Annotated in this window: 20 protein-coding genes and 1 pseudogene; 12 read left to right on the top strand and 9 right to left on the bottom strand. The window is 62.7% G+C overall.

The window, feature by feature from the left end; all coding sequences use genetic code 11:
• Positions 1 to 14 precede the first annotated feature (14 nt).
• Together ACZ5KU_RS01210 and ACZ5KU_RS01205 are read right to left on the bottom strand one after the other, a co-directional pair.
• Entirely contained in the window at positions 15 to 1,373 is a 1,359-nt protein-coding gene (locus ACZ5KU_RS01210) for a glutamine synthetase family protein (RefSeq protein ID WP_054058712.1), read from the bottom strand.
• A gap of 41 nt (positions 1,374 to 1,414) precedes the next feature.
• On the bottom strand, positions 1,415 to 2,203 hold the full coding sequence (locus ACZ5KU_RS01205) for a gamma-glutamyl-gamma-aminobutyrate hydrolase family protein (RefSeq protein ID WP_464736743.1): 789 nt from the start codon (positions 2,201 to 2,203) through the stop codon (positions 1,415 to 1,417).
• A 278-nt stretch (positions 2,204 to 2,481) separates the two neighbouring features.
• Between ACZ5KU_RS01205 and ACZ5KU_RS01200 the strand changes: the two are divergent.
• Both ACZ5KU_RS01200 and ACZ5KU_RS01195 read left to right on the top strand, forming a co-directional pair.
• Positions 2,482 to 3,857, top strand: a pseudogene (locus ACZ5KU_RS01200) (glutamine synthetase family protein).
• A gap of 239 nt (positions 3,858 to 4,096) precedes the next feature.
• Positions 4,097 to 4,735 carry a TetR/AcrR family transcriptional regulator gene (locus ACZ5KU_RS01195; protein ID WP_054058715.1) on the top strand — a complete coding sequence of 213 codons (639 nt, stop codon included), beginning with the start codon at positions 4,097 to 4,099 and terminating at the stop codon, positions 4,733 to 4,735.
• A gap of 153 nt (positions 4,736 to 4,888) precedes the next feature.
• Here the strand turns inward: ACZ5KU_RS01195 and tauD are convergent, their stop codons facing one another.
• From tauD to tauA, 4 genes are read right to left on the bottom strand one after another with little or no spacing between them, the layout of a single operon-like run.
• Positions 4,889 to 5,722: a taurine dioxygenase gene (gene tauD / locus ACZ5KU_RS01190; protein WP_054058716.1), complete on the bottom strand. Its 834-nt coding sequence runs from the start codon at positions 5,720 to 5,722 to the stop codon at positions 4,889 to 4,891.
• Positions 5,723 to 5,772: 50 nt separating this feature from the next.
• On the bottom strand, positions 5,773 to 6,603 hold the full coding sequence (tauC, locus tag ACZ5KU_RS01185) for a taurine ABC transporter permease TauC (protein ID WP_054062013.1): 831 nt from the start codon (positions 6,601 to 6,603) through the stop codon (positions 5,773 to 5,775).
• Positions 6,600 to 7,394, bottom strand: a complete 795-nt coding sequence (gene tauB, locus ACZ5KU_RS01180; protein ID WP_054062012.1) for a taurine ABC transporter ATP-binding subunit — start codon at positions 7,392 to 7,394, stop codon at positions 6,600 to 6,602. Before tauB ends, tauC begins: the two co-directional genes overlap by 4 nt.
• Before the next feature lie 47 nt (positions 7,395 to 7,441).
• A complete protein-coding gene (tauA, locus tag ACZ5KU_RS01175) occupies positions 7,442 to 8,419 on the bottom strand; it encodes a taurine ABC transporter substrate-binding protein (protein ID WP_464736742.1) in 978 nt (325 codons plus the stop codon).
• Between the two features lie 683 nt (positions 8,420 to 9,102).
• Between tauA and ACZ5KU_RS01170 the strand changes: the two genes are divergently transcribed.
• From ACZ5KU_RS01170 to ACZ5KU_RS01130, 9 genes are all read left to right on the top strand, one after another.
• Positions 9,103 to 10,467 (top strand): OprD family porin, encoded by a 1,365-nt coding sequence (locus ACZ5KU_RS01170; protein ID WP_054058720.1) that lies wholly within the window; start codon positions 9,103 to 9,105, stop codon positions 10,465 to 10,467.
• A gap of 323 nt (positions 10,468 to 10,790) precedes the next feature.
• The gene (locus ACZ5KU_RS01165) at positions 10,791 to 11,429 is read left to right on the top strand and encodes a peroxiredoxin (RefSeq protein ID WP_054058721.1); all 639 of its coding nucleotides are present in this window, start codon (positions 10,791 to 10,793) and stop codon (positions 11,427 to 11,429) included.
• Between the two features lie 47 nt (positions 11,430 to 11,476).
• Positions 11,477 to 11,737: a hypothetical protein gene (locus tag ACZ5KU_RS01160; RefSeq protein ID WP_054058722.1), complete on the top strand. Its 261-nt coding sequence runs from the start codon at positions 11,477 to 11,479 to the stop codon at positions 11,735 to 11,737.
• A gap of 94 nt (positions 11,738 to 11,831) precedes the next feature.
• The gene (gene ssuE / locus ACZ5KU_RS01155) at positions 11,832 to 12,425 is read left to right on the top strand and encodes an NADPH-dependent FMN reductase (protein WP_054058723.1); all 594 of its coding nucleotides are present in this window, start codon (positions 11,832 to 11,834) and stop codon (positions 12,423 to 12,425) included.
• A 93-nt stretch (positions 12,426 to 12,518) separates the two neighbouring features.
• Positions 12,519 to 13,484, top strand: coding sequence for a sulfonate ABC transporter substrate-binding protein (locus ACZ5KU_RS01150; RefSeq protein WP_464736741.1), 966 nt, complete (start codon positions 12,519 to 12,521; stop codon positions 13,482 to 13,484).
• Between the two features lie 25 nt (positions 13,485 to 13,509).
• On the top strand, positions 13,510 to 14,658 hold the full coding sequence (ssuD, locus tag ACZ5KU_RS01145; RefSeq protein ID WP_054062009.1) for an FMNH2-dependent alkanesulfonate monooxygenase: 1,149 nt from the start codon (positions 13,510 to 13,512) through the stop codon (positions 14,656 to 14,658).
• Between the two features lie 9 nt (positions 14,659 to 14,667).
• Positions 14,668 to 15,456 (top strand): aliphatic sulfonate ABC transporter permease SsuC, encoded by a 789-nt coding sequence (ssuC, locus tag ACZ5KU_RS01140; RefSeq protein WP_416771313.1) that lies wholly within the window; start codon positions 14,668 to 14,670, stop codon positions 15,454 to 15,456.
• Positions 15,453 to 16,259, top strand: coding sequence for an aliphatic sulfonates ABC transporter ATP-binding protein (gene ssuB / locus ACZ5KU_RS01135; protein WP_054062007.1), 807 nt, complete (start codon positions 15,453 to 15,455; stop codon positions 16,257 to 16,259). The genes ssuC and ssuB overlap by 4 nt, the downstream gene beginning before the upstream one ends.
• 40 nt (positions 16,260 to 16,299) lie before the next feature.
• On the top strand, positions 16,300 to 16,515 hold the full coding sequence (locus ACZ5KU_RS01130; protein ID WP_017901475.1) for a TOBE domain-containing protein: 216 nt from the start codon (positions 16,300 to 16,302) through the stop codon (positions 16,513 to 16,515).
• Positions 16,516 to 16,577: 62 nt separating this feature from the next.
• Here ACZ5KU_RS01130 and ACZ5KU_RS01125 read toward each other — a convergent pair whose 3' ends face one another.
• Positions 16,578 to 17,267: an NYN domain-containing protein gene (locus tag ACZ5KU_RS01125; protein ID WP_416773396.1), complete on the bottom strand. Its 690-nt coding sequence runs from the start codon at positions 17,265 to 17,267 to the stop codon at positions 16,578 to 16,580.
• A 498-nt stretch (positions 17,268 to 17,765) separates the two neighbouring features.
• On the opposite strand from ACZ5KU_RS01125, the gene ACZ5KU_RS01120 reads away from it, so the two are divergent.
• Complete coding sequence (locus ACZ5KU_RS01120; RefSeq protein WP_464736740.1) at positions 17,766 to 18,050, top strand: DUF6124 family protein; 285 nt, start codon at positions 17,766 to 17,768, stop codon at positions 18,048 to 18,050.
• A 157-nt stretch (positions 18,051 to 18,207) separates the two neighbouring features.
• On the opposite strand, the gene ycaC is transcribed toward ACZ5KU_RS01120, so the two are convergent.
• Complete coding sequence (ycaC, locus tag ACZ5KU_RS01115) at positions 18,208 to 18,834, bottom strand: isochorismate family cysteine hydrolase YcaC (RefSeq protein ID WP_054061924.1); 627 nt, start codon at positions 18,832 to 18,834, stop codon at positions 18,208 to 18,210.
• A gap of 149 nt (positions 18,835 to 18,983) precedes the next feature.
• Complete coding sequence (locus ACZ5KU_RS01110) at positions 18,984 to 19,613, bottom strand: class I SAM-dependent methyltransferase (protein WP_054062004.1); 630 nt, start codon at positions 19,611 to 19,613, stop codon at positions 18,984 to 18,986.
• Between the last annotated feature and the right edge of the window lie 18 nt (positions 19,614 to 19,631).

The raw sequence follows: 19,631 nt of genomic DNA, 5'->3' as shown, positions 1-19,631 counted from the left end.
CCGCGCCCGCTGCATCAGACGGCGAAGAGCAGGAATTCCCGCTCCCACGAACTGATGACACGCTTGAAGTTTTCATGCTCGGCCCGCTTTACCGCGACGTAGCCAGTGATGAATTTCTTGCCCAGGTACTTCTCGATGGTCTTGCTGTTTTCCATGCGCTCCAGGGCGTCCTCGATGGTCAGCGGCAGGCGCAGGTTGCGCCGCTCGTAACCACGACCGACCACCGGCGCGCTCGGTGTCATGCCTTCGACCATGCCGATATAGCCGCACAGCAGGCTGGCGGCGATCGCCAGGTAAGGGTTGGCGTCGGCGCCCGGCAGGCGGTTTTCCACCCGGCGGTTCTGCGGGCCGGCATCCGGCACCCGCAGGCCGACAGTGCGGTTCTCTTCGCCCCACTCCACGTTCACCGGCGCCGAGGTGTCCGGCAGGAAGCGGCGGAACGAGTTGACGTTCGGCGCGAACAGCGGCAACAGCTCGGGAATCAGCTTCTGCAGGCCGCCGATGTGGTTGAGGAACAGCTCGCTCTTGGTCCCATCCTCATTGGAGAAGATGTTCTTGCCGGTCTGGATGTCGATGATGCTCTGGTGCAGGTGCATGGCGCTGCCCGGCTCGCCGGTCATCGGCTTGGCCATGAAGGTGGCCGCCACGTCGTGCTTGAGCGCCGCCTCGCGCATGGTGCGCTTGAACACCAGGATCTGGTCGGCCAGGGACAGGGCATCGCCGTGACGGAAGTTGATTTCCATCTGCGCCGTGCCGTCCTCGTGGATCAGCGTGTCGAGGTCCAGCTCCTGCAGTTCGCACCAGTCGTAGACATCCTCGAACAGTGGATCGAATTCGTTGGCGGCCTCGATGGAGAACGACTGGCGACCGATCTCCGGGCGCCCGGAACGGCCCACCGGCGGTTGCAGCGGATAGTCCGGGTCGTCGCTGCGCTTGGTCAGGTAGAACTCCATCTCCGGCGCGACGATCGGCTGCCAGCCGCGGTCGGCGTAGAGCTTCAGGACCTTCTTGAGCACGTTGCGCGGCGACAGCTCGATCGGGTTGCCCTGCTTGTCGTAGGTGTCGTGGATCACCTGCGCGGTCGGCTCGATGGCCCAGGGCACCAGGTACACCGCGTTGCCGTCGGGGCGGCAGATCATGTCGATGTCGGCCGGGTCCAGCAGTTCGTAATAGATGTCGTCTTCAACGTAGTCGCCGGTCACGGTCTGCAACAGGACACTTTCAGGCAGACGCATGCCCTTTTCGGCGATGAACTTGTTGGTCGGCGAGATCTTGCCCCGGGTGATGCCGGTGAGGTCGCCAATCATGCATTCGACTTCTGTGATCTTGTGGTCTTTCAACCAATCGGTGAGCTGGTCGAGGTTGTTACTCATAAATGCCTCTGGGCTGGGTTTCCTGAACTACATAATAGGAGTCAGGCGCTCGTTAAAGCATCAGTGTCGCGTTGTTTTGCCCGTTTTCGGCAGGCCTCGCCGAACGCCTGGAAAATGGCGAGGTAGACCGGATTGCTTTCGACCTGCCATTCCGGATGCCATTGCACACCTAATGCAAAGGCGTTAGCAAAAGCCTTGCCGCCAATCACCGAGACCGCCTCGATCAGGCCGTCCGGGGCCCGGGCCTCGATCCGCAGGCCAGCGGCCAGGCGGTCGACGCCCTGGCCGTGAATCGAGTTGACCGCGAACTCCGCCGGCAACCCGAGCCCCGCCAGGACCCCACCGGGCTCCACCCGCACCGGGTGCGCGGGGCCGTACTGGACCTCCAGCGGCTGGCTCTCGTCTTCACGATGATCGATAAAGGTTCCCACTTCATGAACCTTCTGGTGCAGGCTGCCGCCGAACGCCACATTCATCTCCTGGAAACCGCGGCAGATGCCGAGCACCGGCACGCCGGCCGCCACGGCGGCACGGATCAGCGGCAGGGTGGTGCGGTCGCGTGCAGAATCATGAGCAGTGCCTGGCTCACTGGCCGGGCCACCGTACAAATGCGGTTCGACGTTGGAGGGAGAGCCGGTAAAAAGAAGGCCGTCGAGGCTGTCCAGAATATCGGACGGTTCAAGCAGTTCCGCCAGCGAGGGGATGATCAGCGGCAAGCCCTGGGCAGCGCTTGCGACTGCGCGGACATACTTGTCACCACTGATGTGATAACCATGCAAACCCACCTGTTTAGAGCAGGCGGTGACGCCGATCAACGGCAGGCGAGACATGAAACACCCCGGTATTATTGCTGTTATGGGTTTTAATCGAGCTTAGCCTTGTTCATTTTTTTACACAACACCCCCGTAAAAAATACAACACGGCCCGCTCAAGCCTGCGGTGCCCACGGGAGTCAGCGGGAAAAAAACGCCCCAAAATGCCCCAAAAAAGCCACTCGGGCGCTTTTTCAGGGCAGAAATTGCCTCGCTTGACTTCGGCATGCCGTTCGGGTTGACTGAAACCAGAAAAGATCAATGATTGATATTTTTAACAACAAAGGTGTTGCATCATGTCGGTACCCCGCGTGCCGTTCAGCTTAACGAAGCGAACGTGTTCCTTAAGGAACATCCTGAGGTTCTGTACGTTGACCTTCTGATTGCGGATATGAATGGTGTGGTGCGAGGCAAGCGCATCGAACGCACCAGCCTCCACAAGGTTTACGAGAAAGGCATCAACCTGCCGGCCTCACTTTTTGCCCTGGACATCAACGGCTCGACGGTGGAAAGCACCGGCCTGGGCCTGGACATCGGCGACGCCGACCGGATCTGTTACCCGATTCCCGGCACCCTGAGCAACGAGCCCTGGCAAAAGCGACCCACCGCGCAACTGTTGATGACCATGCACGAACTCGAAGGCGAACCTTTCTTCGCCGATCCTCGTGAAGTGCTCCGCCAAGTTGTAAGCAAGTTTGACGACCTCGGTCTGACCATCTGCGCCGCCTTCGAACTCGAGTTCTACCTGATCGACCAGGAGAACGTGAATGGCCGCCCACAACCTCCCCGCTCGCCGATCTCCGGCAAACGCCCGCACTCGACACAGGTCTACCTGATCGACGACCTCGATGAATACGTCGACTGCCTCCAGGACATCCTCGAAGGTGCCAAGGAGCAAGGGATCCCGGCCGACGCCATCGTCAAGGAAAGCGCCCCGGCGCAGTTCGAGGTGAACCTGCACCACGTGGCCGACCCGATCAAGGCCTGCGACTACGCGGTCCTGCTCAAGCGCCTGATCAAGAACATCGCCTACGACCATGAAATGGACACCACCTTCATGGCCAAGCCCTACCCGGGCCAGGCGGGCAACGGACTGCATGTCCATATCTCGGTACTCGACAAGGACGGCAAGAACATTTTTGCCAGCGAGGATCCCGAGCAGAACGCCGCGCTGCGTCACGCGATCGGCGGTGTGCTCGAGACCCTGCCCGCGCAGATGGCCTTCCTCTGCCCGAACGTCAACTCCTACCGCCGCTTCGGCGCGCAGTTCTACGTACCGAACTCGCCGAGCTGGGGCCTGGACAACCGCACCGTGGCCCTGCGCGTGCCGACCGGCTCGCCGGACGCCGTGCGCCTGGAACACCGCGTGGCCGGAGCCGACGCCAACCCGTACCTGCTGATGGCCTCGGTCCTGGCCGGCGTACACCATGGCCTGACCAACCAGGTCGAGCCACCGGCACCGACCGAAGGCAACAGCTACGAACAGAACGAGCAGAGCCTGCCGAACAACCTGCGCGATGCCCTGCGCGAGCTGGACGACAGTGAGATCATGGCCCGGTACATCGATCCGAAGTACATCGACATCTTCGTGGCCTGCAAGGAGAGCGAGCTGGAAGAGTTCGAACACTCCATCTCCGACCTCGAGTACAACTGGTACCTGCATACCGTTTAAGCGGGTGCGGTAATAGAAGGAAGAACGCCGCCGGCCCCTGGGCCCGCGGCGTTTTTTTTGACGGGGGCATCGAGGTGGCCTCTTCGCGGATACATCCGCCGCCCCAGCTTTGCGCCGTACACAGGGTTTGCGTTCAGCACGATCATTGTGCAGCCGGATTTATCCGCGAAGCTTTTGGCGATCTCACAGCCTGCACAGGACCTCGCGTACAATCCCCGCAGCCCTTGCCGGAGAACGCTATGCCCCGCCCCGCCACCGCTCGCAAACCCCGTGCCCGCAGCCAGGCGCGGATCGATTCGATTCTCGACGCCGCCCGCCACCTGCTGGCCGCCGAAGGCGTGGCCAACCTGTCGATCTACAGCGTCGCCGAGCGCGCGCAGATTCCGCCGTCGTCGGTCTACCACTTCTTCGCCAGCGTCCCGGCCCTGCTCGAAGCCCTCACCGCCGACGTCCACGCCGCCTTCCGCGCCTGCCTGCAGGCACCGATCGACCACGCCAGCCTCAACAGCTGGCGCGACCTGTCACGGCTGGTGGAGCAGCGGATGATGGTGATCTACAGCGAAGACGCGGCGGCCCGCCAACTGATCCTCGCCCAGCACGGCCTGACCGAGGTGACCCAGGCCGACCGCCAACACGATATCGAGCTGGGCGACCTGATGCACAAGCTGTTCATCCGCCACTTCGAACTGCCGGCGCTGCCGACGGATGTCGACGTGTTCGCCCTGGCGATGGAGTTGGGCGATCGGGTCTATGCGCGCTCGATGCAACTGCACGACCAGATCACCCCGCGCATGGCCGAGGAAGGCATGCGGGTGTTCGACGCCTACCTGGGGCTGTACCTGCCGCCGTACCTGCCCAAGCGCGACATCCCGCTCTGAAAAACTTGTGGGAGCCGGCGGTCCGGCGCCCCGGTTTATCCGCGAATAGGCCAGCACCGTCACCACCGCCCCCACAGGCAGTCTGACCGCTCATCGGCGGCGCACTAAAGACAGTTGGCTCCCACGGCAAGAATGCCTGCTCCCTGAGGAGTGCTAGAACGGCGCGTCACCGAGGATGGTCGCCCGGTGCATCACCCGTCGGTTCGGCCGGTAGTCATCCACTGCGTAGTGCTGGGTCACGCGGTTGTCCCAGAACGCCACGTCGTTCTCCTGCCAGCGCCAGCGGATGGTGAACTCCGGCCGCGTCGCGTGGGCGAACAGCAGCTTGAGGATCGCTTCGCTCTCCGCCTCTTCCAGCTCATTGATCCGGGTGGTGAAGCCCTCGTTGACGAACAGCGCCTTGCGCCCGCTCACCGGATGCGTGCGAATCACCGGATGGGACAGCGGCGGATTGTTCCGGCGGGTTTCCTCCCAGCGCGCCAGATCTTCCGGCGTACTGCCGAAGCGCTCGACGGGGAACGACTTGATGAAATTGTGCGTAGCCGTGAGTCCGTCCAGCAGCCGCTGCAACGGTGCCGACAAGGCCTCGAACGCAGCGATCCCGCTGGCCCACAGGGTGTCGCCGCCAAAGGCCGGCAACTGCTTGGCCGCCAGCACCGCACCGAGCGCCGGGGTCGGCAGGAAGGTCACGTCGGTGTGCCAGATGGCGTTGTCACGCACATCGGTGACCGCCGTATCGAGGACCAGCACCTGCGGCTGTTCCGGCACGTTCGGGTAGATCGGATGAATATGCAGGTCGCCGAAATTCGCCGCGAACGCCGCCTGTTGCTGCGGGTTCAGCGGCTGGTTGCGGAAGAACAGCACCTGGTACTTGAGCAGCGCCTGCTCGATGGCGTCGCGCTGCTCGAGGTTGAGCGGCTCGCTCAGGGCAATGCCATCGATCTGCGCACCCAGGGCCGCGCTCAGGGGAGTAAGGGTCAGGCTCATGGTCGGTTCTCTTCAAAATACGCGCCGAGCGCTCGGCGAAATCAAGTCTGTCAGTGAGCCTGGCCGTGCCACGGCACCAGCTTGCGTTGCAGGGCGCGCAGGCCCATCTCCATGGCGAAGGCGATCAGGGCAATCACCAGGATCCCCAGCACCACCACATCGGTCACCAAAAACTGTGCCGCCGACTGGACCATGAAGCCCAGGCCGCTGGTGGCCGCGATCAGCTCGGCGGCGACCAGCGTCGACCAGCCGACGCCCAGCCCGATGCGGACACCGGTGAGGATGTCCGGCAGGGCGCTGGGCAGGATCACGTGACGGATCAGCTGTGCCCGGGTCGCGCCCAGCGACAGCGCCGCGCGCAGCTTGGCCGGGTCGACGGTGCGCACGCCGGTGGCGGTCGCGATGGCGATCGGGGCGAAGATCGCCAGGTAGATCAGCAGCACTTTCGACAGCTCGCCGATACCGCACCAGATCACGATCAGCGGCAGGTAGGCCAGCGGCGGGATCGGCCGGTAGAACTCGATCAGCGGGTCGAGGATACCGCGGGCGATCCGGTTGTGACCGATCGCGATGCCCACCGGGATGGCGGTCAGCACGGCAATCCCCAGCGCCAGGCCGATACGGCCGAGGCTGGCACCCAGGTGCTGCCAGAGGGTCGCATCCATATAGCCCTTGGTCACCAGCAGCCAACCCTTCTCCAGCACCGCCGACGGCGGTGGCAGGAACAATGGCTCGATCACGCCGAAGGCGGTGACCGCCCACCACAGGGCAATCAGCCCCAGCAGGGTCAGCACGCTGATCCAGCGTGTACTCAAGCTGCGCCGTGCCGCAGGCACGGTCGGTTTGGTGGCGGCCGCCACCGGCAATTCATAGCTGCTCATACGAACTCCTGCCGCGAAGCGGCGCTGCGCTGGGAGAACACACGGGCCAGCACGTGCTCACGGGTTTCGATAAAACGCGGATCGGACTTGATCGAGCGGGCGGATTCGCCGGCGCTGTAGCGCTGGCCGAAATCCAGCTTCAGGTGTTCCACCACCCGTCCCGGATCGGGTGCCAGCAGGATCAGGTCGGTGGCAAGGAACACCGCCTCTTCAATATCGTGGGTAATCAGGAACACCGGCTTGGCGGTACGCTTCCAGACTTGCAGCAACAGCTCCTGCATCTGTTCACGGGTGAAGGCATCGAGGGCGCCGAACGGCTCGTCCATCAGCAGCACCCGCGGGTCCGCCGCCAGGGCGCGGGCCAGGCCGACACGTTGTTTCTGACCGCCGGAGAGTTGCCAGATACGGCGCGAGTCGAAGTTCGCCAGGTCGACCAGTGCGAGCATTTCCCGGGCACGGGCTTCGCGCTGTTGGCGAGGAACACCGGCCAGTTCCAGGCCGAAGCCGACATTGGCCAGCACGTCCTGCCAGGGCAGCAGGGCATCGTCCTGGAACACCACCCCGCGCTCGGCGCCCGGGCCCTTGACCGGCACACCGTCGAGCGTGATGCGCCCGGCGCTGGGTTCGACGAACCCGGCGATCAGGTTCAGCAGCGAAGTCTTGCCGCTGCCCGACGGCCCGAGGGCCACCAGCAACTGCTGGGGCCCCAGACTGAGGGAAATATCCGACAACACCGGCTCGGCCGCACCGGGGTACTGTGCGCTGATGCGCTCCAGTTGTAACAAGGCCATGGCGATGGGCTCCTCAGTCCTGGGCTCGGGCAATCAGGCCCGTTGAATCAGTTGGTGATGAATTTGGCGCTGACGTAGGGGGCGTAGTCCGGCAGGACCGCCTCGACCTTGCCCTGCTCTTTCAGGAACGTCGCGGTGTCGGTGATCGCCTGGGCGGTCGGCTTGCCGAGGACGGTGACCTGGTCAGCCGCCAGCGGGTAGACGTTGCCCTGCAGCAGCAGCGGAATGTCGCTGGCCTTGGCACCGGAGAGCTTGACCAGCTTGTCGACGTTCGCTTTGTCAGCCAGCCAGGCCTGTGGGTCTTTTCGGTATTGCGCGTAGGCATCCAGCGTCACTTTGGCGAATGCCTTGACGATCTCCGGGTGCTTCTCGGCAAAGTCCTTGCGCACGATCCAGGCATCGAACGTCGGTGCACCGAGCTTCGCCAGTTCGCCGGAGGTGATCAGCACCTTGCCGTTTTCCTTGGCCACGCCCAGGGCCGGGTCCCAGACGTAGGTGGCATCGATATCGCCGCGCTTCCAGGCGGAGATGATCGCCGGCGGCGCGAGGTTGAGGACCTGCACCTTCGCCGGATCGATGTTCCAGTGTTTCAGCGCGGCCAGCAGGCTGTAGTGGCCGGTGGAGACGAACGGCACGGCGACCTTCTTGCCGACCAGGTCCTGGGGCGAGTTGATCCCGGAGCCGTCGCGAGCCACCAGGGCCTCGGCGGCGCCGATCTGGGTGGCGATCAGGAAGGTTTCCACCGGTACCTTGCGGGTGATGGCCGCAGTCAGCGGGCTGGAGCCGAGGTAGCCGATCTGCACGTCGCCCGAGGCGATGGCCGAGATGACGTCGGCGCCATTGTCGAACTTGCGCCAGTCGATCCTGGCCTGGCTGACTTTTTCGTAGGTGCCGTCGGCCTGGGCGACCTTGGCCGGATCGACGGTGGTCTGGTAGGCCACGGTCAGGTCGGCAGCCTGGGCGAACAGGCTAGCCCCGGCCAGGGACAGTGCCGCCAGCAGGCGGAGTGGGGAATGGGGTTTCATCGGAGAAGCTCCTCAACGGATGACCGGGACTCGGCGTGTCGAGAAGACTAAATGATCTAAGAATATTAAAATAAATAACTTATTTGCATTAGCTTATGAGAGGAAATATGTCTTTCATGTCCCCGGAAACCGGGGTCATATCGCGCTGTGGAGACAAGCGGATTCGCGACACGGCGTTTCGTGATCTATGGTTGAGGGCCAGTCCGACAAGTCACGCTCCGGACCGGACGTCGGAATGTGACAGGTACATGGCAATCTTGTTCTGACAAATGCTGTAATAAATTGACGAGAGTGGCAGCGTTTCGCCATGATTGCGTCGCCTTTTTGATCGCCCATGACGTACGGAGACGCCTCCGCAAGTCGCCGGGTTCTAAAAAGAGGCAGAAAAATACTTTTCAGGAATGAGCCCGGCGGTCGATAACACCCCCTGGCGCGGCGTTCGATCAAACACCATATTCCTGAATCGTCTGAAAAAGGACGAAATGATTCTTTTTGGGTTTATGACAAAGTCATTACTCTGCACGGACCAAACACCAGCGGTTAGACCAAAGTCGTAGGCAGGCGGGTCTCGATTGACTTACCGGTCACGATCCGGCGCTAATCGCGAAATCTGTGGCGCCAAAGGGGCGTAGATCCCGAGCCAATCAGAAATACAAAAATTAGAAATGAGAGGAGCAAGACCAATGAAGAAGTCCACTCTGGCCCTGGCTGTGGCCGTGGGGGTTCTGGCGCAGCAGGCAGGCGCCGCAGGTTTCATCGAAGACAGCAAGGCCACTCTGGGTCTGCGCAACTTCTACATCAATACCGATAACCGCGATGGCGCCAACACCGCTACCAGCCGGAACAAGAACGAAGAATGGGGCCAAGGCTTCGATCTGCGCTTCATCTCGGGTTACACCCAAGGCACCGTGCAGTTCGGTGTCGATGCGATCGGTCTGTACGGCATCCGTCTGGACTCCAGCCGTGACAAGAGCGGTAACGCCAACGGTGCTGCCAACGGCGGCACAGTCTTCCCGACCAATGGCCAGAATGGCGCAGTACCAGACTTCGCAAGCCTGGGCCTGACCGGCAAGGTCAAGGTTTCCCAGACCGAACTGAAGATCGGTACCCTGCAGCCGAACAACCCGGTCATCAAGACCAACGACGGTCGCCTGCTGCCACAAACCTTCACCGGCGGCGAGATCAAGTCGAACGAAATCAAGGATCTGACCCTGACCGGCGGTCTGATCAACTCGGCCAAAGGCCGTAACTCCACCAACGACCAGAGCCTGTCGATCGCTGGCGCCAACGGCACTACCGCTGCCGCGCGTGACAGCAACAAGTTCTACTATGGTGGTGCCGACTACAAGATCACCAAGGACCTGACCGCTTCGTACTACTACGGCGAGCTGAAGGACTTCTACTCGCAGAACTTCCTGGGCCTGGTGCACAACTGGGCAATCGGCCCTGGCGTACTCAAGAGCGACCTGCGCTACTACCGCAGCCGTGACAATGGTGCCAATGGCGACACCGCCAACTACTACACCACCGGCTGGTACTCGGATCACACCACCAACGCCACCAAGGTCAAGGGCAAGGTCGACAACGACCTGTACAGCTACCTGGCCCTGTACTCGGTTGAAGGCCACACCTTCGGCGCCGGCTACCAGTACACCAAGGGTGACAGCGACTTCCCTTGGCTGAACCAGGGTGACGGCTCGTCCAACAGCACCATCACCGACGTGCAGATCCAGAAGTTCGCCCGTGCCGGCGAGCGCACCTGGCAGGCTCGCTACGCCTACGACTTCGCCAAGGTTGGCGTACCTGGCCTGACCGCCGGTATCGTTTACCTGCGTGGCGACAACATCGATACCATCGTATCGGGCGTACGTGCCAACGGTAGCTCCGAGTGGGAACGCGACATCAGCCTGGCCTACGTCGTACCGGAAGGTACCTTCAAGAACCTGGGCTTCGCCTGGAAAAACGCCATGTGGCGTACCGACCTGCCGAACACCCGTTCGCAGGACGAGAACCGCCTGATCGTCAGCTACTCGATCCCGCTGCTGTAAGAAGCGCGTGATCGTCTAGTAGAAAGATCCACACTCGGCCCGGCGCAATGCCGGGCCGAGTGCTTCACGTCTTGCATACAGCACTACCATCAGCTTCGGCCTCCCGCCAAACCTCGACATCGCGGCGTTCGGCACTCCACTGAGTTACATCCCCTTAGCCCTCTCACAAGCTGTGGACAAGAGTGCGCCTGGTCGCCTTGCGCGTCCAATGAAGATGTTTTTAATATTTCCTTATCTTCTAAATAAATCGATATTTATTCTTTTTAAATAATCCGTACTACAGGCACATTAGGACTCATCCACCTTCACCCAAGGAGCAGCACATGAGCCTCAGACTGGGCGACATCGCCCCCGACTTCGAACAGGATTCCAGCGCCGGCAAGATTCGTTTCCACGAGTGGCTCGGCGACAGCTGGGGCGTGCTGTTTTCCCACCCGGCGGACTTCACCCCGGTGTGCACCACCGAACTTGGCTTCACCGCCAAGCTCAAGGACGAATTCGCCCAGCGCGGCGTCAAGGCCATCGCCCTGTCCGTGGACCCGGTGGACTCGCACCACAAGTGGATCGAGGACATCAACGAAACCCAGCACACCCTTGTCAACTTCCCGATCCTGGCCGACGCCGACCGCAAGGTGTCCGACCTGTACGACCTGATCCACCCCAATGCCAGCGACACCCTGACCGTGCGCTCGCTGTTCGTGATCGACCCGAACAAGAAGATCCGGCTGACCATCACCTACCCGGCGAGCACCGGCCGCAACTTCAACGAGATCCTGCGGGTGATCGACTCGCTGCAACTGACCGACAACCACAAGGTCGCCACCCCGGCCAACTGGCAGGACGGTGACGACGTGGTGATCGTGCCGTCGCTCAAGGACGAGGAAGAGATCAAGCGTCGCTTCCCGAAAGGCTACCGCGCGGTGAAACCGTACCTGCGCCTGACGCCGCAGCCCAATCGCTGAGATCCATGTGAAGGGCAGCCAGCGCCCTCCCCCTGTAGGAGCGTGGCTTGCCCGCGATCGGCTGCGAAGCAGTCGTGAAATCGGCTGATGCGGTGTTCCTGATGAAACGGGTGCTCAGGATTTGCGAGTGCTTCGCACTCGATCGCGGGCAAGCCACGCTCCTACAGGGATCGAGAACATCGGCCGTTTTTTTCAGTTTCAAGGTATTCACAAAGCAGGGGTTTTCAGGCCGTTTCGACGGCCTATTTTTTTGCCCGGAACAAAACCTGCCTTATATGCACTTTAAGAATAAACAAATGAATAAATAAGATTTATGGATATAAAAAATCACTGGTAAGGTCTGTCAACCCAAGCGAGATCGCAACCCGCGAATCGCCGTCATATGTTTGAGGAAAGACCTACATGCTGGTCGTGACACTCGGAGGAAGCCCCAGCCAGCGATCGCGCTCCGGGGTACTGCTGGACCGCGCCAGACACTGGCTCAACCGGCAAGGCATCGAGGTAGTGAACTACCAGATCCGTGATTTCAATGCCGAAGACCTGCTCCATGCACGCTTCGGCAGCCCGCAGGTGGTCGATCTGCTGCAGCATATCGAACAGGCCGACGGCCTGGTGATCGCCACGCCGGTGTACAAGGCCTCGTTTTCCGGCGCCCTGAAGACCCTGCTCGACCTGCTGCCCGAGCGCGCCCTGAGCCACAAGGTGGTCCTGCCCATGGCCACCGGTGGCAGCATCGCCCACATGCTCGCCGTGGACTATGCGCTCAAGCCGGTCCTCGCCGCGCTGAAGGCCCAGGAGATGCTCCACGGCATCTTCGCCGAGGACAGCCAGATCGCCTATGGCGAAGGCAGCGCCCAGGCGCAACTGGCCCCGGCGCTGGAACAACGCCTGGACGAGGCCCTGGAGCAGTTCCACCGGGCCCTGGCCCGCCGGCCCAGGCCCCTGGACCCGGCCGTGCTGAACGATCGTCTGCTGAGTGCTCGCTGGAGCATCTAGCCCGTTTCACCCGCAATCGATGTACTGGCCTTACTCGCCCGCCAACGGGCAAGCAGGTGCAGCCAAAACCCCAACTGCAAAAAGGAGAGCGCCATGCGCACTGTCATTTTGCGTCGTGGTCTGGTCGCTCTGTTTGCAGCGGCTGTCACCTTCGGCGCCATTACCCAAGCCCAGGCCGAGTCCCTGCGCATCGGTTATCAGAAATACGGCACCCTGGTCCTGCTCAAGGCCAAGGGCAGCCTGGAAAAACGCCTCGCCGCGCAGGGCGTACAGGTGCAATGGACCGAGTTCCCCGGTGGCCCGCAACTGCTCGAAGGGCTGAACGTCGGCTCGATCGACTTCGGTGTCACCGGCGAGACGCCACCGGTATTTGCCCAGGCCGCCGGTGCCGACCTGCTCTACGTCGCCTCCGAGCCGCCCGCGCCGACCAGCGAAGCGATCCTGGTACCCAAGGACTCGCCGATCAAGTCGGTACAGGAACTCAAGGGCAAGAAGGTCGCCCTCAACAAGGGCTCCAACGTCCACTACCTGCTGGTCCGCGCCCTGGAAGACGCCGGCCTCAAGTACAGCGACATCCAGACCGTCTACCTGCCGCCCGCCGATGCCCGCGCCGCCTTCGAGCGCGGCAGCGTCGACGCCTGGGTGATCTGGGACCCCTACCAGGCTGCCGCCGAGCAACAGCTCAAGGCCCGCACCCTGCGTGACGGCAAGGGCCTGGTGGACAACAACCAGTTCTACCTGGCGACCCGCTCCTACGCGCAAAAACACCCCGAGGTGATCAAGGCCCTGGTCGAGGAAGTGCGCGCCGTCGGCGACTGGTCCAAGGCCAACCCCGAGGAAGTCACCGCCCAGGTCGCGCCGCTGCTCGGCCTGCCCGCCGACATCACCCTGACCTCGGTGAAGCGCCAGGGCTACGGCGCGCAGTTCCTCACCCCCGAGGTGGTCGCCGCGCAACAGAAAATCGCCGACAGCTTCTACCAGCTCAAGCTGATTCCCAAGCCGCTGAGCATCAAGGACGTGATCTGGACACCACCGGCCGCCGTTGCCACCGCACCTTGAACCGTATTCCTTAGGAGACAACTCCATGAGCCTCAACATCTTCTGGTTCCTGCCTACCCACGGCGACGGCCATTACCTTGGCACCGCCGAAGGCGCACGCGCCGTCGACCACGGTTATCTGCAGCAGGTGGCCCAGGCCGCCGATCGCCTCGGCTTCGGCGGCGTATTGATCCCCACCGGGCGTTCCTGCGAGGACTCCTGGCTGGTGGCCGCCTCGCTGATCCCGGTGACCCAACGGCTGAAATTCCTCGTCGCCCTGCGCCCCGGAATCATTTCCCCGACCGTGGCGGCGCGCCAGGCGGCGACCCTCGACCGGCTGTCCGGCGGACGGGCGCTGTTCAACCTGGTGACCGGCGGCGACCCGGACGAGCTGGCCGGCGACGGCCTGTTCCTCGACCACGAAGAGCGTTACCAGGCCTCGGTGGAGTTCACCCGCATCTGGCGGCGGGTACTGGAAGGCGAGACCGTCGACTACGACGGCCAGCACATCAGCGTGAAGGGCGCCAAGCTGCTCTATCCGCCCCTGCAGCAGCCGCGGCCACCGCTGTACTTCGGCGGCTCGTCGGAAGCCGCCCAGGACCTGGCCGCCGAACAGGTGGACATGGTCCTGACCTGGGGCGAACCGCCGGCCGCCGTCGCCGAGAAAATCGAACAGGTCCGCGCCAAGGCCGCCAGACAGGGCCGTACCGTGCGCTTCGGCATCCGCCTGCACGTGATCGTTCGCGAAACCAATGCCGAGGCCTGGAAGGCCGCAGAGAAACTCATCTCGCACCTGGACGATGACACCATCGCCCGCGCGCAGAAATCCCTGGCGCGCTTCGACTCCGTCGGCCAGCAGCGCATGGCCGCCCTGCACGGTGGCAGCCGCGACAAGCTGGAAGTCAGCCCCAACCTGTGGGCCGGCGTCGGCCTGGTACGGGGCGGTGCCGGCACCGCCCTGGTCGGCGATGGCCCGACCGTGGCGGCACGGGTCAAGGAATACGCGGACCTGGGCATCGACACCTTCATCTTCTCCGGCTACCCGCACCTGGAAGAGTCCTACCGGGTCGCCGAACTGCTGTTCCCGCACCTGGACATCGAGCGCCCGGAGCGGCCGAAAAGCGCCGGTTACGTCAGCCCTTTCGGTGAGATGGTCGCCAACGACATCCTGCCCAAAGCCGTGTCCCAGAGCTGAGGCCGCGCCATGACGACCCTGACCCGTATCACCCACCGGCTGGCGCCCTGGGCGCTGCCGATCCTGCTGCTGGCGGTGTGGCAACTGTCGGTCTCGGCCGGCTGGCTGTCGACCCGGATCCTGCCCGCGCCGAGCGCCGTGGTCGAGGCCGGCGTCGCCCTGGTGCAGAGCGGCGACCTCTGGACTCACCTGGCCATCAGCGGCTGGCGCGCCGGCCTCGGTTTCCTCATCGGTGGCAGCATCGGCCTGACCCTGGGCTTCATCACCGGCCTGTCGAAATGGGGCGAACGCCTGCTCGACAGCTCGGTGCAGATGATCCGCAACGTGCCGCACCTGGCGCTGATCCCACTGGTCATCCTGTGGTTCGGCATCGACGAGTCGGCGAAGATTTTCCTGGTCGCCCTCGGCACCCTGTTCCCGATCTACCTCAACACCTACCACGGCATCCGCAACGTCGATCCGGCCCTGGTGGAGATGTCGCGCAGCTACGGCCTGTCCGGCTTCAACCTGTTCCGCCAGGTGATCCTGCCGGGCGCGTTGCCCTCGATCCTGGTCGGCGTGCGCTTCGCCCTCGGCTTCATGTGGCTGACCCTGATCGTCGCCGAGACCATCTCGGCCAGTTCCGGCATCGGCTACCTGGCGATGAACGCCCGGGAGTTCCTGCAAACCGACGTGGTGGTGTTGGCGATTGTCCTCTACGCGGTCCTGGGCAAACTCGCCGACCTCGCGGCCCGTGGCCTGGAGCGGGTCTGGCTGCGCTGGCATCCGGCCTATCAGAGCAAAGGCGGTGCCGCATGACAGCCCAACAACCTCCACGCCTGCTGCAAGGCATTCCGCTGGCGGCGCGCAAGCTGCAGAAAACCTTCGGCGAGCGCCAGGTCCTGCGTGAGATCGACCTGCATATCCCGGCCGGACAATTCGTCGCCGTGGTCGGCCGCAGCGGTTGCGGCAAGAGCACCCTGCTGCGCCTGCTGGCCGGTCTCGACAAACCCACCGGCGGTGACCTGCTGGCCGGCGCCGCGCCGCTGAGCGACGCCCGCGAAGACACCCGGCTGATGTTCCAGGAAGCGCGCCTGCTGCCGTGGAAAAAAGTCATCGACAACGTCGGCCTCGGCCTCAAGGGCAACTGGCGTCCCCAGGCCCTGCAGGCACTGGAAGCGGTCGGCCTGGCCGATCGTGCCAACGAGTGGCCGGCGGGCCTGTCCGGTGGCCAGAAACAGCGCGTGGCCCTGGCCCGCGCCCTGATTCACCAGCCTCGACTGCTGCTGCTCGACGAACCGCTGGGGGCGTTGGACGCCCTGACCCGGATCGAGATGCAGCAACTGATCGAGCGCCTTTGGCAGCAGCATGGTTTTACCGTGCTGCTGGTGACCCACGACGTCAGCGAAGCCGTGGCCATCGCCGATCGGGTGATCCTGATCGAAGACGGCCAGATCGGCCTCGACCTGCACGTCGAACTGCCGCGCCCGCGGGTGCGGGGTTCCCATCGCCTGGCGGCGCTGGAGACCGAAGTGTTGAACCGGGTGCTGTCGCTGCCTGGCGCGCCACCCGAACCGGAACCTGTTTCACCCTTGCCCACGCAATTGCGCTGGGCGCTGTAACCAAGCCTTGCCTACTCAATCAAAGACAGGAATCAACGCCATGACCATCAAAGCCATCAACGTGCGCAACCAGTTCAAGGGCACCGTCAAGGAAATCGTCACCGGCGACGTACTGTCGGAAATCGACGTCCAGACCGCTTCCGGCATCGTCACCTCGGTGATCACCACCCGTTCGGTCAAGGAACTGGAACTGGAAATCGGCAGCGAAGTGATCGCCTTCGTGAAATCCACCGAGGTGTCGATCGCCAAGCTGTAAGCGGTGGCACCCAGCGCCCCCGGACGGCCAAGGCCCTCCGGGGTTTTCTTTTTCGGGGAAGCTCACCAGTAGCACGGCTTTCTCGCCGGTTTTTTCCGGGTCGGCACTTGATGTGGAAACTGGCAGGCAGCCAGCTCCTCCTGTGTGACGACCTGACGCATCCAGTTGGAGTGATTCTTCAATGAGCCAGGAGGTGTGCGCTTGATACCTTCACGGTTCGGCAGAACTACACCCACTTGAATCTCGGGATGATCCTCCCGGATAGCCCTGAGGGCAGGGGTCATATCCGTGTCGGCTGACACCAGCACGATTTGCCCGATACGTTCAGAAGCAGGCAACGACGCTTGTTTGGCAGCAAGACGATACATGCTGATCGCGATATGAACATCGGTTTCCTTTTCTTCGAGCTTCCAGATAGCGACCTGGTCCTGCCTTGAGGCCGGTGTATTTCGATCGACAAATCGAGGCGCAAGCCTCGGCTCCAATTGGTGCCGCCCATAATGGACATGCACACCTCTTTCAATGAGCGCACGCAAATAGGTGTCCTGGGCCTCCTTGGAGAGCCGGCCACGACTGGCAAGATCGGGTTTGACGCCCGAAGTGAAGAAAAATATCGAGACCAGTTCGCTCTCGGGTTGCTCGGCGCAAAGGATGAGGAGAAGCAGCGCCGGAAGGTCCAGCCATTTATACTGGGTTCCTGCCAATAAGCCATAAAACAGGTTGTATCCGTCCACAAAGCAGGCTGTGCGCACAGGTTTCAGTCCCTTGAAACGAAAAAACCGGCACGAGGCCGGTTTTTTCACCCCAACGGCCAGCGAACTGAATCGCTGCGTACGGGGCTGAGTGGTTCTTCAAGAATGCCACAGATGACGTTGATGTCAACTCACTACGACCGTTGGATAAATTCTTGTTGCAGACGCTAAGACCCACCAGCAAGACGATTCCCTTTCCCTCGCCTGAAGTTTCCTAGAAAATCCTTTTGGCTTGCGCCTGTCGATCTGCGGGACCTAGGCTGACACCTGTCACTGAAAAACAGTGACCGGGTTTGGTCACCCGTTCAATGTCAGGCGCACCAGCGCCACCAAGGTTTCAGGCACTTCCTGTGTCTGTCGTTTCATGGTGGGCTGTGCGCGGGGCGCCTTCGGGTGCGCCGGGTGCCTGACATCCCGGTTGACCAACCTGCGTACCGCCCGCCACCTCTCGTTTGGTCACGACGGTGACGGGTTCTCGACCATGTCAGGAGAATCGCCATGTTCAAAGTCACGCCCAACCCGCCCAAAAGCGAACCGGCACTCCAAGCCGCTACCGAGCGCGCTTTCGCCCACTACGAACTACCCGCAGATCCCATCAGCAGGACACCTCACCTCGAAGACACCCTGAACAACCTCGACTCGATCCTGAGCTCGGCCGCTGCGACCGCCTATGAGTCCGCCGAGCAGTTGAGCGGCCTGCCGCGCCATCTGGCGATGGCCTCGGTGCACCTGATCGAGTTGGCGCAAAGCCAGGTAGATGGGTTGCTGGGGCAGCAGCACTGAAGCATCTGGGAACACCGCAATTCCTGTAGGAGCTGGCTTGCCAGCGAAGGCGTTCCTGAAGCCGCCAGAAGCTTCGCGGGCAAGCCCTCTCAAATGCCATCCGGTCTGCGCAAAGCAAAAGGCCCGCTCGGAGGCGGGCCTTGTGGTTCCGGGTGGATTAACGGGCCGTCAGCGCCGCGTAGCTGTTCATCAGGTTGCGGTAGTTGGGGATCCGCTGCGACAGCAGGTTGCCCAGGCCTTCGATGTCGTTGCGCCAGTCGCGGTGCAGCTCACAGGCCACCGAGAACCAGTTCATCATCTGTGCGCCAGCCTGGGTCATGCGGTTCCACGCGGCCTGCTGCACGGTGGTGTTGAAAGTGCCGGAAGCATCGGTCACCACGAACACATCGAAACCTTCAGCCAGCGCCGACAGCGTCGGGAACGCCACGCAAACGTCGGTCACCACCCCGGCGATGATCAGTTGCTTGCGGCCGGTGGCCTTGATCGCCTTGACGAAATCCTCGTTGTCCCAGGCGTTGATCTGGCCGGGGCGGGCGATGTACGGCGCGTCCGGGAACATCTCTTTCAGCTCTGGAACCAGCGGGCCGTTGGGGCCCTGCTCGAAGCTGGTGGTCAGGATCGTGGGCAGGTTGAAGAACTTGGCGAGGTCGGCCAACGCCAACACGTTGTTCTTGAACTCGTTCGGCGAGAAGTCCTGCACCAGGGAAATCAGACCGGTCTGGTGGTCGACCAGCAGGACTACGGCGTCGTCTTTGTTCAGGCGGTTGTAGGTTGGCTTGCTCATGGGGAGATCCTTTTTCGTTTAAGTGGTGGGAAGCTGTGTCGTTCAATGTGTGACCAGATTAATGAGCCGCCGAAAAAGGAAAAAGCGGCTCAAATCGGTTTGACTGTCCTCTCAGGATGGACAATCCAGCGCCCTGCCTCATCGCACTGCTAACGCTTGCGCCAGACACTCGCCAACCACGGCTGCTGCTCGCGGGGCAGTCCGGCGGGACGGTAGTAGTGCTCCAGTTCGATGAAGCCCGCCGCCGTGAGCAACGCCCGCCAGGCCTCCAGGTCGTGGTAAGAGCCATAACGCTCGCCATTCCAGCCCTCCTGGTTTTCCCCCCGCGGGTTGGAACTGAACAGTACCCCGCCCGGCTTGAGCGTGGCGTGCAGTTGCTCCAGGACGCGCGGCAGCTCCTGCAGCGGAACATGGAACAGCACGGCATTGGCAAAGATCCCGTCGAAACGTTGGGCCGGCAGGTCCAGATCGAGGAAGTTCTGCTGCAGCACCTCGCAGCCGCTGTCCTCGCGGGCCATTTGCGCGAAGCGCTCGGAGCCGTCGAGGCCGACGGCGACGTGGCCCAGGCGGGTGAAGGCCTTGAGGTCGCGGCCGGGGCCGCAGCCGAAGTCCAGGAGGGTGAACGGCGCCGTGCCCTGGATGTGCCGCAGCAGGGCGTCGATGTTCTGGCTGACATCGTGGTCGCGGGTGCCTTCGCGGAAGCCCTCGGCGGTGCGGTTGTAGTGGCCGAGGGTGGTGGAAGCGATCTGGTGGAGGTCGTCGGGGCCGAGGGTTTTCATCGGGGATCTGCGCTTTGG

It is taken from the genome of Pseudomonas sp. Tof1, from assembly GCF_055390395.1.
The sequence above is the reverse complement of the archived record's forward strand: the minus strand, read 5'-3'. Positions and strand labels throughout refer to the sequence as shown.

What these genes read in the sequence shown, in the direction of transcription:
- ACZ5KU_RS01210 (WP_054058712.1), bottom strand. Translation starts at nt 1,373, where the DNA reads ATGAGTAACAACCTCGACCAGCTCACCGATTGGTTGAAAGACCACAAG.
- ACZ5KU_RS01205 (WP_464736743.1), bottom strand. Translation starts at nt 2,203, where the DNA reads ATGTCTCGCCTGCCGTTGATCGGCGTCACCGCCTGCTCTAAACAGGTG.
- ACZ5KU_RS01195 (WP_054058715.1), top strand. Translation starts at nt 4,097, where the DNA reads ATGCCCCGCCCCGCCACCGCTCGCAAACCCCGTGCCCGCAGCCAGGCG.
- tauD (WP_054058716.1), bottom strand. Translation starts at nt 5,722, where the DNA reads ATGAGCCTGACCCTTACTCCCCTGAGCGCGGCCCTGGGTGCGCAGATC.
- tauC (WP_054062013.1), bottom strand. Translation starts at nt 6,603, where the DNA reads ATGAGCAGCTATGAATTGCCGGTGGCGGCCGCCACCAAACCGACCGTG.
- tauB (WP_054062012.1), bottom strand. Translation starts at nt 7,394, where the DNA reads ATGGCCTTGTTACAACTGGAGCGCATCAGCGCACAGTACCCCGGTGCG.
- tauA (WP_464736742.1), bottom strand. Translation starts at nt 8,419, where the DNA reads ATGAAACCCCATTCCCCACTCCGCCTGCTGGCGGCACTGTCCCTGGCC.
- ACZ5KU_RS01170 (WP_054058720.1), top strand. Translation starts at nt 9,103, where the DNA reads ATGAAGAAGTCCACTCTGGCCCTGGCTGTGGCCGTGGGGGTTCTGGCG.
- ACZ5KU_RS01165 (WP_054058721.1), top strand. Translation starts at nt 10,791, where the DNA reads ATGAGCCTCAGACTGGGCGACATCGCCCCCGACTTCGAACAGGATTCC.
- ssuE (WP_054058723.1), top strand. Translation starts at nt 11,832, where the DNA reads ATGCTGGTCGTGACACTCGGAGGAAGCCCCAGCCAGCGATCGCGCTCC.
- ACZ5KU_RS01150 (WP_464736741.1), top strand. Translation starts at nt 12,519, where the DNA reads ATGCGCACTGTCATTTTGCGTCGTGGTCTGGTCGCTCTGTTTGCAGCG.
- ssuD (WP_054062009.1), top strand. Translation starts at nt 13,510, where the DNA reads ATGAGCCTCAACATCTTCTGGTTCCTGCCTACCCACGGCGACGGCCAT.
- ssuC (WP_416771313.1), top strand. Translation starts at nt 14,668, where the DNA reads ATGACGACCCTGACCCGTATCACCCACCGGCTGGCGCCCTGGGCGCTG.
- ssuB (WP_054062007.1), top strand. Translation starts at nt 15,453, where the DNA reads ATGACAGCCCAACAACCTCCACGCCTGCTGCAAGGCATTCCGCTGGCG.
- ACZ5KU_RS01130 (WP_017901475.1), top strand. Translation starts at nt 16,300, where the DNA reads ATGACCATCAAAGCCATCAACGTGCGCAACCAGTTCAAGGGCACCGTC.
- ACZ5KU_RS01120 (WP_464736740.1), top strand. Translation starts at nt 17,766, where the DNA reads ATGTTCAAAGTCACGCCCAACCCGCCCAAAAGCGAACCGGCACTCCAA.
- ycaC (WP_054061924.1), bottom strand. Translation starts at nt 18,834, where the DNA reads ATGAGCAAGCCAACCTACAACCGCCTGAACAAAGACGACGCCGTAGTC.
- ACZ5KU_RS01110 (WP_054062004.1), bottom strand. Translation starts at nt 19,613, where the DNA reads ATGAAAACCCTCGGCCCCGACGACCTCCACCAGATCGCTTCCACCACC.